The following is a 15,698-nucleotide window of genomic DNA, read 5'->3' as shown; positions in this document are numbered from 1 at the left end:
ATCTCGCATTTTTGAGGTGTGTTTTTTTTTCATTCCAAGTTATTTTCATAGTGATGTGACATTTGTCCTTTTGTCATTATAGGATGATGGTTTTTAATTAAGTCAGAAATAAAGGATGAGGAGATGATTTTTTGAAAGGTATTCTATTTGCTGTTTTTGCGGGGATATTTATAACACTTCAAGGAACCTTTAATGCGAAACTTAGTTCACATATCGGTATATGGTCGACGAGTATTATAACCCATTTAATTGGATTCATTATTGCAACAACTGTATTTTTGTTAAAGAAAGAAGAGAAAGTAACGGATTTAAAGAGTGTAAAAAAAATATATTTAGTAGCGGGTGCATTTGGTGGATTCATTATTTGCGCAGAAACTATGGCGATATATTCACTAGGAGTTACATTGACAGCTGGCACACTAATGGTTGCTCAATTGTTAACGGCAACAGTTATTGAAATGAAAGGACTGTTTCATATAAAAAAGATACAGATGGAGAGATATCATATTGTGGGAACAATAGTAATGATTATAGGTATTGTTGTATTTAATATGTAAATGAAAGGAGGAAATGAATATGGAGAATAGATCAAGTTTAATTACGCATTATTTGAAAATCAATAAAACGCTCGAGGTTTTTTCAGAAATAGATACAGCATATTTTCAATTAAATCACTTTGAAAAAGGCGAGCTTATTTGCAATATAGATGACGAAATGGATCGTTTATATTTTGTTGTTAAAGGGAAAGTAAAAGTTTATACGATTACACCTGAAGGGAAGAAACTAATTCTTCGCTTTATCAATCCATTGGCCATTGTTGGTGATATTGAACTAATTCAAAATAGCAAAGCACATAATGTCGTTGAGGCTTGTTCAGATGTTGTAGCAATCTCTATTTCTAATACGGTTATTAGAAACAAGTTATTACATGATCCTATATTTATGAAGTTCTTGCTTGAAAACATTGCCAACACGTTAAAAATATCGACTCGTTTTACTGCTCTTAATTTACTTTATCCTGTAGAAGTACGTGTAGCTAGTTATTTGCTTTCAATTTCAACAGATAGTAACGGGAATATGTATAAAGGGGATTTGGATGCAACTTCAGTAACGAGTATTGCAGATTTTATAGGGGTAAGTTATAGGCACGTAATTCGGGTATTACAAAGATTTTATAATGAAAAACTAATTGAAAAGAGTAATGGAGTTATTGTAATTAAAGATTTTTCTAGAATGAAGGAAGTCGCTAAAGATAATATATATGAGCAATGAAAGGGAGAGGAAGATTTTGATTGGATTTAGTTTAGCTATATTAGCAGGAATATTAATTAGCGTACAATCTGTTTTTAATGCAAAAGTAAATGAAAATGTAGGACAGTGGTTAACAACTACATGTGTCCTTGGAATAGGTCTCATTAGTTCTATTCTATTTTATATCATTACAGAAAACAGTATTAGCATTAAAGTGTATACTGCAAATTATTTGTTTTATGTAAGTGGACTGTTTGGCATCGGGTTAATTATTTGTATAATGGGTGCAATAAAGAGTTTAGGTCCAGCATATACGGTGCTAATTAGTCTTATTACTCAATTGGTCGTTGCGTTATGCATTGATACATTCGGATTATTTGGAATGGAGAGTGTTCCATTACAAGTAAATAAATTAGTTGGTATAGGTTTATTAATTGTGGGAGTAGGAATTTTTAAAAATCTATTTTTGAATAAGAAAGCTATTCTTATAAATGAGGATAGTGTCTAAAGAATATAAAGGGAAAAAGTGTAAATGGTCAGAACTTATATATTTAGATAGTAATAAGTGAGCGATGAGGAGAGAAGATAAATGAATCAGTTAATGTTGCAAGATGGTATACACTATTTGAAAATCAATGGGATTATGCATTGGTGTAAAGTTGCAGGGACAGCTCATAATACAGTCCCTCTTATTATAGTACATGGTGGTCCAGGTGGTAATCATTATGTATTCGAAAGAACGCTTGGTTTGAAGTTAGAAGGAAATATGACTGTAGTTTATTACGAACAAAGAGGTTGCGGACGAAGTGAGGCACCACAAGATGACGGTGAGTACTCAATCAATACTCTAGTCGAAGATTTAGAGGAATTAAGAAAGCAATTACATGTAGAGAAGATAAATTTGTTAGGCTACTCTTTTGGTGGACAACTTTGTTTAGAGTATGCTTTGAAATATTCGAAAAATGTTGAACAAATGGTATTACAAGCACCATCGTTAGATGATTTTAATGATATGTATACTGTGCAGATAGAAGGTTTTCTACAAGTAACGAAAGGGGAAATGAAAGAACAAATATTGAAAATAAGTAAGTCGAAAATTGCGCTAAAAGAAAAATATAATCAAGTTTGGAGTATAGTTGATACAGAAAATGTAGATCGACTATTGTTTAAAAATGAAGAATTTGCAAAGCTAAATAGAAGGTTTTGGGAGGAAAGTCAGTTAAGTAATACAGGGAAGATGAGCAAAGTTATTTTTGGAACAAAAGCATCTTTACCGCTTATTGAGCGTATTAAAGGTTTAGAAATTGATACGTGTGTCATAGTTGGAGCGCATGACTATAACACGGGTGTAGGAATGAGTTATAGAATAACGAGACAATTGAAAAATGGTAAACTTGTTATATTTGAAAATAGTGGACATTTCCCAGATATCGAGGAGATGGATAAAGTCTGTGAAACGATTATTGAGTTTTTGGAACAAAAGGGGGATATTAAGGTCGAACCGAATTAATAGAGTTGAATTGGCTATTGGGATATTAAATCATGTAATATGCTAATTGTTTACTTGTAATTGAGGAAGAATCAATTAGTGTATTTGGAAAATAAGTAAAAAAGATCTCGTAAGGTGGAGGTCTTTTTTACTTATTATTTAATATTTTGAACTTATATGAACTGAAGTAGAAGAGTATGATAAGCACTTTCAGGGAACGAGAATATAACCGAAAATAAAATATTACTAAACATATATAACTAATGAATACAATGTCTTTTTCAGTTATTAAGTTGTAAATCATTTTATGATAAAATCTTTTACATAATTTAATAAAGGGGTAGTATTCAATGGGTTATTTCTCAAATGGTTTATTAGTTTTGTTTGTGCTAATCGTATGCAGTTGTATATTTTTTGGTTGATAATATAATGAGAGTCTTATATAAAAGAAGTTATCTTAAGTGAGATAACTTCTTTTTACTTTATATTGAGAAGGAATTCTATCTTTCTTATTGAAGTTTGTTCTAGTTATTTTTACATCAATCAGATTTGTGTAAAGGGAATTTTATGAAATATAAACAAGCCAGAGAATAGGGAGTATTGACATGGAAAATAGTATACGCTACATAAGTGAACATCCTACAGATTTTAATGGATTATTATCCTTATACGAATCTTTAGGATGGAATTCTCTTAAATTAACGGTTAACGAGTTAGAACGAATGTGTAAGCAAAGTTGGTATGCAATTTATGTTTTTGATGATAAGAGGTTAGTAGGGATGGGGCGTGTCATATCAGATGGAGTCATAACAGGCATTATTTGTGGAGTTGGTGTATTGCCAAAATATCAGTCTAGTGGCATCGGAAAAGAAATAGTGAAACGATTAATCCAACACTGTGAACAAAACAAGGTTATTCCACAACTTATATGTGTAGAAAAATTGCAATCTTACTATGAATCTATAGGGTTTGAAGCATTCTCTATTGGGATGACAAAACATATTATAAGATAGAGGTGCTTTATCCCGCTATTTGCCGAGTAGTAAAAGCCCCACGGATTAAAGTTTCACTTTATATTTTCAGTTTACTCGTACATATTTTCAAACTTCAACATAAAGGAGAATGGCTGTATGGAGATTGCTAAAGGGATAGAAATGTTACAACTTGAATTTCAAGAATTTGTTATTCATCCAATTCTTTTATGGGATGATGAAATGGCAGTATTAATAGATACGGGTTTCCCAGGACAAATTGAAGATATACAAGTAGAGATGGAAAAGGTTGGGGTATCATTTGATAAGTTAAAAGTCGTGATTTTGACGCATCAGGATATTGATCATATAGGTAGTCTTCCGGAGTTGTTGCAGCGCTGTCGAAGTAATATTAAAGTTTATGCGCACGAACTAGATAAGCCATATATCGAGGGGGATTTACCTTTATTGAAGGACGGAAATGTAGAGAACCGACCAAAAGGAAAAGTGAGTGATACTATGATTGACGGGCAAGAACTTCCGTATTGCGGTGGAATACTAATTCTTCATACTCCAGGGCATACCCCGGGTCATATTAGTTTATATTTGAAACAAAGTAAAATTCTTGTTGCAGGAGACTCTATGTATAGTGTGAATGGGATGTTAGGAGGAATTCACGCCCCAACAACTATAAATATTAAGGAAGCACAGCAGTCTTTGAAGAAGTATTTAAATCTAGATATTGAATCTGTAGTTTGTTACCATGGGGGATTAAGTAAGGGGAATATAAAGATTCAACTTCAAAATTTATAAAAGTCGAAGATAATAATTTTTAGATAATGGATGCTAAATTATAAAAAAACATGTTTGAAAAAAATTCAAACATGCTTTTTTATTAAAGGAAATCTGTTTAATATGAATGACCTAATCCGTTCCAATAAAAAGAAACGATTTCTTGTGCTAATTCATCTATATTTGCAAGAATAGGATTGTGATTTTCATCTTTAAAATTCCCAATAGATAATAAAGATACGAAAGCATGAGCCGCAAATTTAGCGTTTCCTTTCGGAATTTCTCCGATGTGCATAGCATTATCGAGTGCTTTTTCTAGTACTTCATACATATTATCTTCAGCATTTTTTAATTGTTTCAATTGTTCTTCAGATAACGACAGTTTTGCATCTTTCATAAAATTTTTCATATCAATATCCATCGTTGCGTGTAAGTAAACTTTAGCGAAGTCTAATAATCTTTCTTCTAAAGTTTTGTTTGTAGAGAGTATTTGAGACATATTCTCACGTATACGTACCATCATTTCGATCATAGTAGCGGTAAATAAATCGGCTTTTGTTGAATAGTAATAGTAGACAGTTGCTTTCGTAACACCACAAACTTTTGCTACTTCCTCCATAGAAACGACTTGATAATTTTGAGTAAGAAATAACCGAGTTGCAACTTCTAAAATGGTTTCTTTTGTAGATTTTGTATTTTTATTTTGACGAGGCCTTCCAAGAGTACGTTGTTTTTGTTCCAAATCCATTCGCTCCTGACATGTATTGTTTAGATAATTATAACATAATTTTTATTCATTCTTGATTAATTAACCGACCAGTATATATAATTAATAGTGGAGGAAAAAAGGAAGGTGGGTTTTTTATGAAAAAGCACCCGTTACATATGTTAGGGAGGCTTGTAGCAGGTAAAAATACGCAATGGATCACTTTATCGGTATGGATTCTTATTACATTATTACTTTCATTTACGTTACCACAAGTAAATAGTACGAAAGAACCGAACCCGAAAAATTTACCCGAAACAGCTATGTCGCAGCAAGCGGAAGCACTTATGAAAAAAGAGTTTCCGAATAATGCAGGGAATCCTTTATTAGTAGTATGGTATAGAGATGGTGGATTACAGTCGCAGGATTATAAACTCATACAAGACGTTTATAAAGAGTTAAAAGCTAGTCCTTTAAAGGAACAATCAACGTTACCACCATTTGATACAATCCCGGAACAAGTATTATCAAAAAGTGCATCAAAAGATGGTACATCATTTGTTACACCAGTATTCTTTAACAAGTCAGCTGGAACAGATATATTAAAAGGAAATCTTGATGATTTAAGAAAGATAGTGAATAGTAAGGTGGATGTAGATCCATTTAAACAAAAAATAAGTGATTCTGGATTACATGTTCGATTATCTGGACCAGTAGGCATTCAAACAGATGCAGTTAGTTTATTTAGTCAAGCAGATGTGAAATTGTTAGTTGCTACTGTATTACTTGTATTAGTCCTATTAATTTTGCTATACCGTTCACCAATTTTAGCAATTTTACCTTTACTTGTTGTTGGCTTTGCATACGGTATTATTAGTCCTACACTCGGTTTTTTAGCTGATCACGGATGGATTAAAGTAGATGCCCAAGCGATATCAATTATGACAGTACTATTGTTTGGTGCTGGAACGGATTATTGTCTATTTTTAATTTCGAGATATCGGGAGTACTTGTTAGAAGAAGAAAGCAAATATAAGGCGCTGCAACTTGCAATTAAAGCTTCTGGTGGGGCCATAATAATGAGTGCATTAACTGTTGTACTTGGATTAGGCACATTATTGCTTGCTCATTATGGTGCCTTTCATCGATTTGCAGTACCATTTAGTGTTGCTGTATTTATAATGGGAATCGCGGCTTTAACAATTTTACCAGCACTATTATTAATTTTCGGTAGAATTGCATTTTTCCCGTTTATACCGAGAACAACTTCAATGAATGAGGAGTTTGCAAGAAAGAAAAAGAGGGCTGTAAAAGTTAAAAAATCAAAAGGCTCCTTTAGTAAAAAACTTGGAGATATTGTAGTACGAAGACCATGGACAATAATTATGCTAACTGTATTTGTATTAGGCGGATTGGCTTCATTCGTACCACGTATTCAATACACATATGACTTATTAGAGTCGTTTCCAAAGGATATGCCTTCTCGTGAAGGGTTTACGTTAATTAGTGATCATTTCTCAGCTGGTGAACTAGCACCAATAAAAGTTGTTGTTGATACGAAAGGAAAAGAGCTTCCTATTAAACAAGAACTAGAGAAATTTTCTTTCGTAAATACAGTAAAAGAGCCAAAAGAGGGAAAAGAAAATAAGCAAATACAAATGTATGAAGTTTCTTTAGCGGAAAATCCATACGCAATTGAAGCGTTAGATCAAATTCCTAAATTGAAAAACAGTGTGGAAAAAGTATTAAAAGATGCTGGGATTAGTAATGCTGAAGAGCAATTGTGGATTGGTGGAGAAACAGCTTCATTATATGATACAAAGCAAATTACGGAACGTGATGAATCAGTAATTATTCCAGTAATGATTAGCATTATCGCTTTACTATTACTTGTCTATTTACGATCGGTTGTTGCAATGGTTTATTTAATTGTAACTGTTGTCTTATCATTCTTCTCAGCGTTAGGAGCAGGATGGGTATTACTTCATTACGGTATGGGAGCGCCGGCCATTCAAGGTGCGATACCGTTGTACGCATTCGTATTTTTAGTTGCTTTAGGTGAAGATTATAATATTTTTATGGTTTCAGAAATATGGAAAAACAGAAAGACACAAAATCACTTGGATGCAGTAAAAAATGGTGTAATACAAACAGGTAGTGTTATTACATCGGCAGGTTTAATTTTAGCAGGAACTTTTGCAGTGTTAGGTACACTTCCAATTCAAGTATTAGTTCAATTTGGTATTGTAACTGCAATTGGCGTATTACTAGATACGTTTATCGTAAGACCGTTACTTGTACCCGCGATTACAGTAGTTTTAGGCCGATTTGCTTTTTGGCCAGGTAAACTTTCAAGAAAGAGTGAAGAAATACAAAAGGTGGATGTATAGTTAAAAAAGCCAAGGATATTTTCCTTGGCTTTTTTCAATGTAGTTAATTAATTTTTTGAAGTCAAACCATCAGCTGCAGCGTGATCAGCATCTTCAATTGTTGTTTCGGGCATCCCGTATAAGCCGTTCATTGCTTGTTCTTCGATAGTAAGATTTGCAGTATTATTATTTTGAATAGATGTAGTGTTTTCAGTAACATTTTCTTTTTTATTCATATTTTTGTTATTCATGTATGTATCCTCCAAATTTCATTTGATTTATCTATAGTATGTGGATGGATTTCCAGAAATATGTGAATTGATTCTTACATATGTTATATAATTAAATGAATAATTAGGGTGAGTTGTAAACTGTTAGGAGTGAACAAGTATGGTAAGAGCAAGGGAATTAGCCTTCTAAAATAAAAAGAAAATTTTAGGAGGCTATTAGAATGAAGTTTCATGTAATTGATAGAGAAGATTGGAATAGAGAGCGGTATTTTGAGCATTATTTTAAGTTGAAATGTACATTTAGTATGACTGTGAATGTTGATATCACGATGTTATTAGAGGAAGTATATCAAAAGGGAATAAAATTTTATCCCGTTTTTATATATTTAATTTCTAGAGTAGTAAATAATCATAAAAAATTTCGAACATGTTTTAACGATGAAGGAGTTTTAGGCTATTGGGAGGAAATGATACCGAGTTATACAATCTTTCATAAAGATGATAAGTCTTTTTCAAGTATATGGACGGATTATTCAAGTGATTTCCGCACTTTCTATAAAAAGTATGAAGACGATATGAGATACTATGCTAGTGTTCATGGTCTTTTCACGAAAGAAAATATTCCGCCTAATGTATTTCCGATTTCTAGCATACCTTGGACTAGTTTTACTGGATTTAATCTTAATATTAATAATGATGAAAATTTTCTATTGCCAATTATAACTTGTGGGAAATATTTTAACGAAGGAAACAAGGTTATGCTACCAGTTTCATTGCAAGTACATCATTCGGTTTGTGATGGATATGATGCGAGTCAATTTATAGAAGATTTACAGCAGTTAAGTAATACTTGCAATGAGTGGCTTAAGTAATATCTAATTTTTAATTATATAAAGTGAAACTTTAATCAGTGGGGTGTCAGCCCCCGCTGATTATTAGCCCGACCCCCACCTAACTTCTTTGCTTTCGCTGAATTTTGAGGTGGGGGTCTTACTGCCCGGCAAATAGCGGGATAAAATTGAAAATGAATAAAAGAAGAGAACATGTTTATATTACATGGTCTCTTTTTATTATTCATTAATATTAAGTAATCGTGGAAAATATAGGGTGATTTGTAGTTTAATAGTAAAGAGAGTGATTAGTGTTAATTTTCTTTGTTTTTAAGAATTTAAGGATATAAATGTTTTAATAGGGGGAATAAAGTGAAATTCGTAAGCATTGAAAAAGATGAGATCTTAATTGGGAATATGGCAAAATTGTATTGTAAAGTATTTGAAAAAACAAATTTCAATGAAATGATCGAGCGAATGAATAGGCATATAGAATATACAGGTTTTAAAGGTATAGTAGCAATAAATGATGAAAATGAAGTAGTTGGCTTTACTTATGGTTATCGCTCAATGGAGGGACAGTACTATAATCAATTAATGAGAGAAGCGTTACATCTAGAGCAAGTAGACGAATGGTTACAAGATTGTTTTGAATTTGTAGAGTTAGCAGTCCACCCAGAATATCAAAATGAAGGTCTTGGAACGAAATTACATAATGAATTACTAGAAGGGATTCCAAATAGAACGAGTGTTTTAACAACACAAATAAACAATGAAAAAGCACGTTCGTTATATGAAAGATTAGATTGGGTAAATGTATTAGAACCATTTCATCCAAGTAAAAATGATGTTCCATATGTAATAATGGGAAAAGCATTAAAAACAAAAGTGAATTGATAATTATGCCATTCACAAAAATGGTTGGTTTGTAATAATGAAGGGGAAAACGAAAATGACGAAAATATCTATAGAAAAAGCTACAATTTTAGATGCTGAGAAATTAACAGAAATAATGAAAAGAACATTTGATGCAGAAGCAAAACAATGGCTATATGGCCAAGATGATGTCATTGATTATAACATTCAACCGCCAGGATATTCTTCAGTTGAAATGATGGAATATTCCATTGAAGAATTGGATTCTTTCAAAGTTGTAATGGATAAAGAAATAATCGGAGGGATAATAGTTACGATTTCTGGTAAGTCGTACGGTCGAATTGATCGTATTTTTGTAGATCCTGTTTATCAAGGAAAAGGAATTGGATCACATGTTATGAAATTAATAGAAAAGGAATATCCGAACATAAAGATTTGGGATCTCGAAACATCTAGTAGACAAATTAACAATCATCACTTTTATAAAAAGATGGGTTACCAAATGATTTTTGAATCGGAAGATGAGTATTGTTACGTGAAAAGAATAAAAACAAGCTCAAACAAAGCGAGTGTAGTTACAAATAAAGATATGAAAAATAGTCAATCCGAAAACTGTAATTTAGCAAATACAGAGTATTATCAAGTGAATTTAAAAAACAGTTCATTTGTTGGTAGCAATATAATGAATATGAATATGAGTAATTGTAATGTAAGTCAATCCAAGTTTAGAAATATAAATTTTAGATGGTCATCATATGCAGATTTAAATCTTTCTGGTAGTAAATTTAATTTGGTGACTTTAGGTGGAGTGCAATTTAAAAATACAAGTCTCGGAGATGAGAAGGAACCTATTGTATTCGATAAATGTGATTTGGAATGTAGCACTATAAGTAATAGTAATCTGAAAAATATTGAAATAGAAAATTGTGATATAGTCGGCATGAAACTAAATGGTATTCTGATTGAAAATTTGCTTGATTTATATAACAAGGTGAAAAGTTAACCAAATCCATATCCATATAGTCTTTAATCTTTTTGGAAATTAAGTATTATATCGAAATAATTATGTAAAAATGACATAAAGAAATCCGGGCGAGAAGGTCATTCGTGAACGTTTCTAGAATACACACAAATATATTGTTATTTATATGGAGGAGAGAAAGATGGGAATCAACGTTAGAGCAGTAGAAATACAAGATGCTAGAGCAATTCATCGTATATGTATACAGGATGACGTTTTACCGTATATGGTTTTCTTACCTAGCATGCGTGTAGAGGCTATGGAAAATAGAATTCGAAATTTAGCACCAAATCAATTTGAATTTGTTGCAGAATATGATGGAGAAGTTGTTGGGTTTGTAGGTTTAACACAAAGTCCGGGCCGAAGATCTCATTCAGGCGATTTATTCATTGGGGTAGACAGTGAATATCATAATAAAGGAATTGGGAGAGCACTTCTTACGAAGATGCTTGATTTGGCTGATAATTGGTTAATGTTAGAGAGAGTAGAACTAGGTGTATTAGAAACGAATCCAAAAGCAAAAGCTTTATATGAAAAATTTGGATTTGTAGAAGAGGGAGTAAAGATAGGGAATTTGAAAGCTCATGGAAAGTTTATTAATGAAATTATGATGAGTCGTTTTAGACCGAATGGTTTAATTGTACATAATGAATAGTTAAAAGCATGACAGTATACTGTCATGCTTTTTTATTAGAACTTGGCTGCAATAAAAATAATACTAAACCAATAAAAATAACGGTAATTCCTAGTCCTTGTTGTAAAGAAATGGTCTCATGTAATATAAAGTACGCTAGTATACAAGTGCCAATTGTTTCACCTAAAATACTCATTGAAATTACAGTAGCACTCATCCATTTTAATAACCAATTAAAAATGGTTTGTCCTAAAATTGTAGCAATGAAAGCTAATCCAATAAAGCACAACCAAGTTTGTGTAGAGTAATGGATGAAAGATTCTTGTTGCGTGAAAGCAAATATGCCAAGAAAGCCAGCACTACTTCCATAACTAATTACTGAATAGGGTATAAGTGACAAATCTTTACGAACGTGTTGGCTAATGAAAAAATAAGCAGTAATGATACCGGCAGCAATAAATGCTAAAATATCTCCATATAAAGCTTCTCCACTAATTTGGAAATCTTGCCAGCCAATGATGATACTACCTGAAATAGCGATGAGGCAACCAATAACCGCTCCTTTCGTAAATCTTTCCTTAAATAAAAAATAACCACCAATCATTGAGAACAAAGGTTGTAACGTTACGATAACTGTAGAGCTTGCTACAGAAGTATATTGTAATGATTCAAACCATAGTACATAATGTGCAGCTAAAAATAGCCCAGATATGAATCCGAATGTCCATTGTTTTTTCGTTAAAGTTTTTAGCTCATTTCGACTATTTTTATTAAATAGTAATAACGGTAACAGGATCAGTGTGGCAAAGAATAATCGGTAAAAAGCAATGATTGTCGCAGGAGCATCTGCCAATTTTACAAAAATAGCTGAAGTTGATAAGGCGAATACACCAAAAAATAAGATGCAATATGAAAGAATAGGTGATTTCAAAGTTTGTCCCTCCGATAGAATGTTTATTATAATAAACTTAATACGATATAATGTACAAAGGTAAGTATATAAGTCCCGGAGATAATAGGAAAGGATTATTTGCCTTTGTTTAGTATGTCAGCACAAAGACAATGAAATATGCATTATGATGGATGAAAGGAAGTTTTACTATGATACATGATAGGTTTGGACAAACAGTATTAAGTTATCGTAAGAAAAATAATATGACAATTCGTGAATTCGCTGATTATGCAGGAATTAGTACATCACTAATTAGCCAAATTGAAAGAGGACATGCTAATCCTTCTTTAAATGTTTTGGAGTTAATTGCAAAAGCATTAAATGTACCGCTGTTTACACTTTTTATTAACGATATCGATACAGATTCGCTCATTTCTAAGAAAAAAGATCGAAAAAAAGTATATCGGGAAAACAATGATCACATTGTATATGATGTATTAACACCTGATTTTATGAAAGCACGTATTGAAATGTTAATGATGGATTTAAATAAACAAGCAAACACAACAGAAAGCCATTATTCCCATGAAGATAAGGAAGAGATTGCTGTTATTATGAAAGGGGAAGTGTATGTGGAATTGGAGGGAAAAGAATATTTTTTAGAAGAAGGCGATGTTGTACGTATTCCACCGAATGTGAAGCATCGATTTTTGAATAAAAGTGATGAATCGAATCACATTTTATTTGTACTGACACCATCTTTAGGATGAAAATATAGTGATTTTTAATAGGGGAGAAAGAAAATGGAAAAAAGTATTTTGAAAGGCGGTCTTTCAATTATTTCTCAATGTAAAAAAGAAACAAATGATATTTGGCATGCACATTTTGGAGCAGCTGCAATTGCTAGTTATTTTTTTATGAAAGATAATAATATTGATGAAGAAACAGCTCGTAATATGTATTCGCAAACAAGGATGATGCTTAACAAGAAAAAAATTGGTGAGATGATTGATGATAAAAAAGAAATAGATTTTAAAATTGCGGAAAATATGATTATAAAATCTTTAGAACAAACGATTGATGAGCTTCATTGGGTGGGGCATAACGTCATTTATGCGTCATTAAGTTTATTAGCTATGAAAGAGCTACAAAAATGGGGTGATAATCAAGCAATTGAAGGGATTACTACTCTTATTTTATCATTTCGAAAAACAATTCCAGGTAGATCGTGGATTGGTTATACGACGAAAGAAGTAAAACAATTAAGTTTTGAAGAGGAGATACAAAGTGAATTGAGTAATCCAACACAAGTATCTCAGTTCATTTTAAATGAGTTATCGAAATTTAATAGTATTTATCGAGCGGAATCACATCATGATTTAATTGGGCATTTGCTTACATACTCCCACGCAATTAATATAATGTACGATTTAGGACATATAGATATATTTCAACGAGAGATACGTCCGCTGTTAAAACTAGTATACGTACTAAGAGCTAGCCAAAAGCTCAAGCTGAATACGGAAATAACTTTACACTCACCTATAGATCGATTACCTTTAATTCAATCTAAACGTGCAAATATTTTACCAACTGAAAATATATTTTGGATAAAAGACTATAGTGAATTCGATTGGGATTTTGGTCATGTATTTAAATTCTCATATAGTTATTTTAATCATATACAGAGAGCTCCAAATTATAAAGATATCACATTAGAAAAATTCCGTTATGTTATTCATTCTTAATGAACGTTAATGATCTGTAAAAGGATGTTTAATCTAGTTTCTTTTTTTGTTAGTAGTATATTATTTTTTCAAATATGTAAGATTTTACATGCGTATTTTACTTTTACTAATTATGTAAGTAGGCTATACTGAAATACATACATTTTATTTTTGGAGAGATGTAAAACGACATGGAACTAGCGAAATTGGAAAAAGTAATTGAAATAAAAAAAGAAGAACTTTTATATTTAGTATCGGATTATGGAATTCAACATGAAAAAGTATTGGCATTGAGTCAAGAACTAGACAAATTAATCAATTACTTTATGTTTTTAAAATAAAGAGAACTATGACGGGGTTTGTAAATGTTATAGTTCTTTTTTATTAGGTAATTAGACAATATATTAAAATATATTGTCTAATTTCTTACAGAATGCGCAACTTGCTAGTCGAATATAAGGACTTTTGGTTATAATAAAAAGGAATTATTAATTGTATCGGTTAGGAGCGCAGCACATATGAAAACAGTTGTTGTTATCGGTGGAGGTATAACGGGACTTTCTACTATGTTTTATTTAGAAAAATTAAAAAAGGATTATAATATCGATTTAAATTTAATTCTTATTGAGAAAGAAGAGTATTTAGGTGGTAAAATCCATAGTGTGGAAGAAAAGGATTTCATTATGGAGTCAGGGGCGGATTCAATCGTTGCTCGTAATGAACACGTTATGCCACTTGTAAAAGATTTAAATTTAGAAGATGAAATGGTATATAATGAAACGGGTATTTCTTACATATATTCTGAAAACATGTTACATCCGATTCCTTCTGATACTATATTTGGGATACCGATGAGCGTCCAGTCGTTGTTTAGCAGTACGCTAGTCTCAACGAAGGGGAAAATCGTAGCTTTAAAAGATTTCATAACGAAAAATAAAGAGTTTACGAAAGATACATCACTTGCTTTATTTTTAGAAAGCTTTTTAGGGAAAGAGTTAGTGGAAAGACAAATTGCTCCTGTGCTTTCAGGCGTATATTCTGGTAAATTGAATGAGCTTACAATGGCATCTACATTACCGTATTTACTGGATTATAAAAATAAGTATGGAAGTATTATTAAAGGTTTTGAAGAGAATAAAAAACAATTTCAATCAGCAGGAAATAAAAAATTCGTATCATTTAAAGGTGGACTATCTACGATAATTAATCGCTTAGAAGAAGTGCTGACTGAAACTGTCGTAAAAAAAGGTGCTATAACGACGGCTGTAAGTAAACAAGAAGATCGATATGAGATTTCTTTTGTAAATCATGAAACAATACAAGCTGATTATGTTGTTTTAGCAGCTCCACATGATATTGCACAAACTTTATTACAGTCTAATGAGTTAAATGAGCAGTTTAATACATTTAAAAACTCATCTCTTATAAGTGTTTATTTAGGATTTGACATACTAGATGAACAACTACCAGCTGATGGTACGGGGTTTATTGTAACGGAAAACAGTGATTTACATTGTGATGCTTGTACATGGACAAGTCGAAAGTGGAAACATACATCGGGTAAACAAAAATTATTAGTTAGAATGTTTTATAAGAGTACCAATCCGGTATATGAAACAATCAAGAATTACAGTGAAGAAGAATTAGTACGAGTCGCTTTATATGATATTGAAAAGAGTCTCGGAATTAAAGGTGAACCAGAAGTAGTTGAAGTTACAAATTGGAAAGATTTAATGCCGAAATATCATTTAGAACATAATCAAGCGGTTCAAGCATTACAAGAAAAAATGACGAATCTTTATCCAAATGTATATTTAGCTGGTGCCTCATATTATGGTGTTGGAATTGGTGCGTGTATTGGAAATGGAAAGAATATAGCCAATGAAATAATGGATACATTAAATAAATAA

At 31.8% G+C, this 15,698-nt stretch carries 18 protein-coding genes; 15 read left to right on the top strand and 3 right to left on the bottom strand.

All coding sequences use genetic code 11. The annotated features are described in order from the left end of the window. Positions 1 to 131 precede the first annotated feature (131 nt). The 6 genes from ACTFR3_RS15760 (at position 132) to ACTFR3_RS15735 (ending at position 4,524) form a co-directional block, all read left to right on the top strand. Positions 132 to 557, top strand: coding sequence for a DMT family transporter (locus tag ACTFR3_RS15760; RefSeq protein ID WP_000676258.1), 426 nt, complete (start codon positions 132 to 134; stop codon positions 555 to 557). Positions 558 to 576: 19 nt separating this feature from the next. Continuing rightward, positions 577 to 1,272, top strand: coding sequence for a Crp/Fnr family transcriptional regulator (locus ACTFR3_RS15755; protein WP_000431609.1), 696 nt, complete (start codon positions 577 to 579; stop codon positions 1,270 to 1,272). A gap of 16 nt (positions 1,273 to 1,288) precedes the next feature. After that, a complete protein-coding gene (locus tag ACTFR3_RS15750; protein WP_000579028.1) occupies positions 1,289 to 1,759 on the top strand; it encodes a DMT family transporter in 471 nt (156 codons plus the stop codon). 81 nt (positions 1,760 to 1,840) lie between these two features. Further along, a complete protein-coding gene (locus tag ACTFR3_RS15745) occupies positions 1,841 to 2,761 on the top strand; it encodes an alpha/beta fold hydrolase (protein WP_001072682.1) in 921 nt (306 codons plus the stop codon). Positions 2,762 to 3,345: 584 nt separating this feature from the next. Then, positions 3,346 to 3,753, top strand: coding sequence for a GNAT family N-acetyltransferase (locus ACTFR3_RS15740; RefSeq protein ID WP_440044569.1), 408 nt, complete (start codon positions 3,346 to 3,348; stop codon positions 3,751 to 3,753). A gap of 117 nt (positions 3,754 to 3,870) precedes the next feature. Then, positions 3,871 to 4,524 carry an MBL fold metallo-hydrolase gene (locus tag ACTFR3_RS15735; protein ID WP_000401476.1) on the top strand — a complete coding sequence of 218 codons (654 nt, stop codon included), beginning with the start codon at positions 3,871 to 3,873 and terminating at the stop codon, positions 4,522 to 4,524. 97 nt (positions 4,525 to 4,621) lie between these two features. On the opposite strand, the gene ACTFR3_RS15730 is transcribed toward ACTFR3_RS15735, so the two are convergent. Beyond that, complete coding sequence (locus ACTFR3_RS15730) at positions 4,622 to 5,245, bottom strand: TetR/AcrR family transcriptional regulator (protein ID WP_000436046.1); 624 nt, start codon at positions 5,243 to 5,245, stop codon at positions 4,622 to 4,624. A 122-nt stretch (positions 5,246 to 5,367) separates the two neighbouring features. On the opposite strand from ACTFR3_RS15730, the gene ACTFR3_RS15725 reads away from it, so the two are divergent. Next, positions 5,368 to 7,599 carry an MMPL family transporter gene (locus tag ACTFR3_RS15725; RefSeq protein ID WP_440044567.1) on the top strand — a complete coding sequence of 744 codons (2,232 nt, stop codon included), beginning with the start codon at positions 5,368 to 5,370 and terminating at the stop codon, positions 7,597 to 7,599. A 47-nt stretch (positions 7,600 to 7,646) separates the two neighbouring features. On the opposite strand, the gene ACTFR3_RS15720 is transcribed toward ACTFR3_RS15725, so the two are convergent. Next, positions 7,647 to 7,829 carry a DUF4021 domain-containing protein gene (locus ACTFR3_RS15720; RefSeq protein WP_001060658.1) on the bottom strand — a complete coding sequence of 61 codons (183 nt, stop codon included), beginning with the start codon at positions 7,827 to 7,829 and terminating at the stop codon, positions 7,647 to 7,649. Positions 7,830 to 8,029: 200 nt separating this feature from the next. Between ACTFR3_RS15720 and catA the strand changes: the two genes are divergently transcribed. The 4 genes from catA to ACTFR3_RS15700 all read left to right on the top strand — a co-directional run bounded on the left by catA (position 8,030) and on the right by ACTFR3_RS15700 (position 11,190). Beyond that, the gene (gene catA / locus ACTFR3_RS15715; RefSeq protein WP_326264732.1) at positions 8,030 to 8,680 is read left to right on the top strand and encodes a type A chloramphenicol O-acetyltransferase; all 651 of its coding nucleotides are present in this window, start codon (positions 8,030 to 8,032) and stop codon (positions 8,678 to 8,680) included. 330 nt (positions 8,681 to 9,010) lie between these two features. Beyond that, entirely contained in the window at positions 9,011 to 9,535 is a 525-nt protein-coding gene (locus ACTFR3_RS15710) for a GNAT family N-acetyltransferase (RefSeq protein ID WP_322211088.1), read from the top strand. Positions 9,536 to 9,572: 37 nt separating this feature from the next. Beyond that, entirely contained in the window at positions 9,573 to 10,517 is a 945-nt protein-coding gene (locus ACTFR3_RS15705) for a GNAT family N-acetyltransferase (RefSeq protein ID WP_440044566.1), read from the top strand. A 160-nt stretch (positions 10,518 to 10,677) separates the two neighbouring features. Then, positions 10,678 to 11,190: a GNAT family N-acetyltransferase gene (locus tag ACTFR3_RS15700; RefSeq protein WP_000512619.1), complete on the top strand. Its 513-nt coding sequence runs from the start codon at positions 10,678 to 10,680 to the stop codon at positions 11,188 to 11,190. A gap of 22 nt (positions 11,191 to 11,212) precedes the next feature. On the opposite strand, the gene ACTFR3_RS15695 is transcribed toward ACTFR3_RS15700, so the two are convergent. After that, positions 11,213 to 12,100: a DMT family transporter gene (locus ACTFR3_RS15695; protein ID WP_440044565.1), complete on the bottom strand. Its 888-nt coding sequence runs from the start codon at positions 12,098 to 12,100 to the stop codon at positions 11,213 to 11,215. 170 nt (positions 12,101 to 12,270) lie between these two features. Between ACTFR3_RS15695 and ACTFR3_RS15690 the strand changes: the two genes are divergently transcribed. The 4 genes from ACTFR3_RS15690 (at position 12,271) to ACTFR3_RS15675 (ending at position 15,698) form a co-directional block, all read left to right on the top strand. After that, on the top strand, positions 12,271 to 12,831 hold the full coding sequence (locus tag ACTFR3_RS15690; RefSeq protein WP_440044564.1) for a helix-turn-helix domain-containing protein: 561 nt from the start codon (positions 12,271 to 12,273) through the stop codon (positions 12,829 to 12,831). Between the two features lie 33 nt (positions 12,832 to 12,864). Continuing rightward, complete coding sequence (locus ACTFR3_RS15685) at positions 12,865 to 13,809, top strand: hypothetical protein (RefSeq protein WP_440044563.1); 945 nt, start codon at positions 12,865 to 12,867, stop codon at positions 13,807 to 13,809. Positions 13,810 to 13,979: 170 nt separating this feature from the next. After that, on the top strand, positions 13,980 to 14,129 hold the full coding sequence (locus tag ACTFR3_RS15680; RefSeq protein ID WP_000417698.1) for an aspartyl-phosphate phosphatase Spo0E family protein: 150 nt from the start codon (positions 13,980 to 13,982) through the stop codon (positions 14,127 to 14,129). A 177-nt stretch (positions 14,130 to 14,306) separates the two neighbouring features. Beyond that, on the top strand, positions 14,307 to 15,698 hold the full coding sequence (locus ACTFR3_RS15675) for a protoporphyrinogen oxidase (RefSeq protein WP_440044562.1): 1,392 nt from the start codon (positions 14,307 to 14,309) through the stop codon (positions 15,696 to 15,698).

This window comes from Bacillus cereus group sp. MYBK14-1 (assembly GCF_051916885.1).
In the GTDB taxonomy this organism is placed as follows: domain Bacteria; phylum Bacillota; class Bacilli; order Bacillales; family Bacillaceae_G; genus Bacillus_A; species Bacillus_A cereus.
The sequence above is the reverse complement of the archived record's forward strand: the minus strand, read 5'-3'. Positions and strand labels throughout refer to the sequence as shown.

What these genes read in the sequence shown, in the direction of transcription:
- ACTFR3_RS15690 (WP_440044564.1), top strand. Translation starts at nt 12,271, where the DNA reads ATGATACATGATAGGTTTGGACAAACAGTATTAAGTTATCGTAAGAAA.
- ACTFR3_RS15735 (WP_000401476.1), top strand. Translation starts at nt 3,871, where the DNA reads ATGGAGATTGCTAAAGGGATAGAAATGTTACAACTTGAATTTCAAGAA.
- ACTFR3_RS15675 (WP_440044562.1), top strand. Translation starts at nt 14,307, where the DNA reads ATGAAAACAGTTGTTGTTATCGGTGGAGGTATAACGGGACTTTCTACT.
- ACTFR3_RS15705 (WP_440044566.1), top strand. Translation starts at nt 9,573, where the DNA reads ATGAAGGGGAAAACGAAAATGACGAAAATATCTATAGAAAAAGCTACA.
- ACTFR3_RS15720 (WP_001060658.1), bottom strand. Translation starts at nt 7,829, where the DNA reads ATGAATAACAAAAATATGAATAAAAAAGAAAATGTTACTGAAAACACT.
- ACTFR3_RS15700 (WP_000512619.1), top strand. Translation starts at nt 10,678, where the DNA reads ATGGGAATCAACGTTAGAGCAGTAGAAATACAAGATGCTAGAGCAATT.
- ACTFR3_RS15745 (WP_001072682.1), top strand. Translation starts at nt 1,841, where the DNA reads ATGAATCAGTTAATGTTGCAAGATGGTATACACTATTTGAAAATCAAT.
- ACTFR3_RS15740 (WP_440044569.1), top strand. Translation starts at nt 3,346, where the DNA reads ATGGAAAATAGTATACGCTACATAAGTGAACATCCTACAGATTTTAAT.
- ACTFR3_RS15680 (WP_000417698.1), top strand. Translation starts at nt 13,980, where the DNA reads ATGGAACTAGCGAAATTGGAAAAAGTAATTGAAATAAAAAAAGAAGAA.
- catA (WP_326264732.1), top strand. Translation starts at nt 8,030, where the DNA reads ATGAAGTTTCATGTAATTGATAGAGAAGATTGGAATAGAGAGCGGTAT.
- ACTFR3_RS15725 (WP_440044567.1), top strand. Translation starts at nt 5,368, where the DNA reads ATGAAAAAGCACCCGTTACATATGTTAGGGAGGCTTGTAGCAGGTAAA.
- ACTFR3_RS15685 (WP_440044563.1), top strand. Translation starts at nt 12,865, where the DNA reads ATGGAAAAAAGTATTTTGAAAGGCGGTCTTTCAATTATTTCTCAATGT.
- ACTFR3_RS15755 (WP_000431609.1), top strand. Translation starts at nt 577, where the DNA reads ATGGAGAATAGATCAAGTTTAATTACGCATTATTTGAAAATCAATAAA.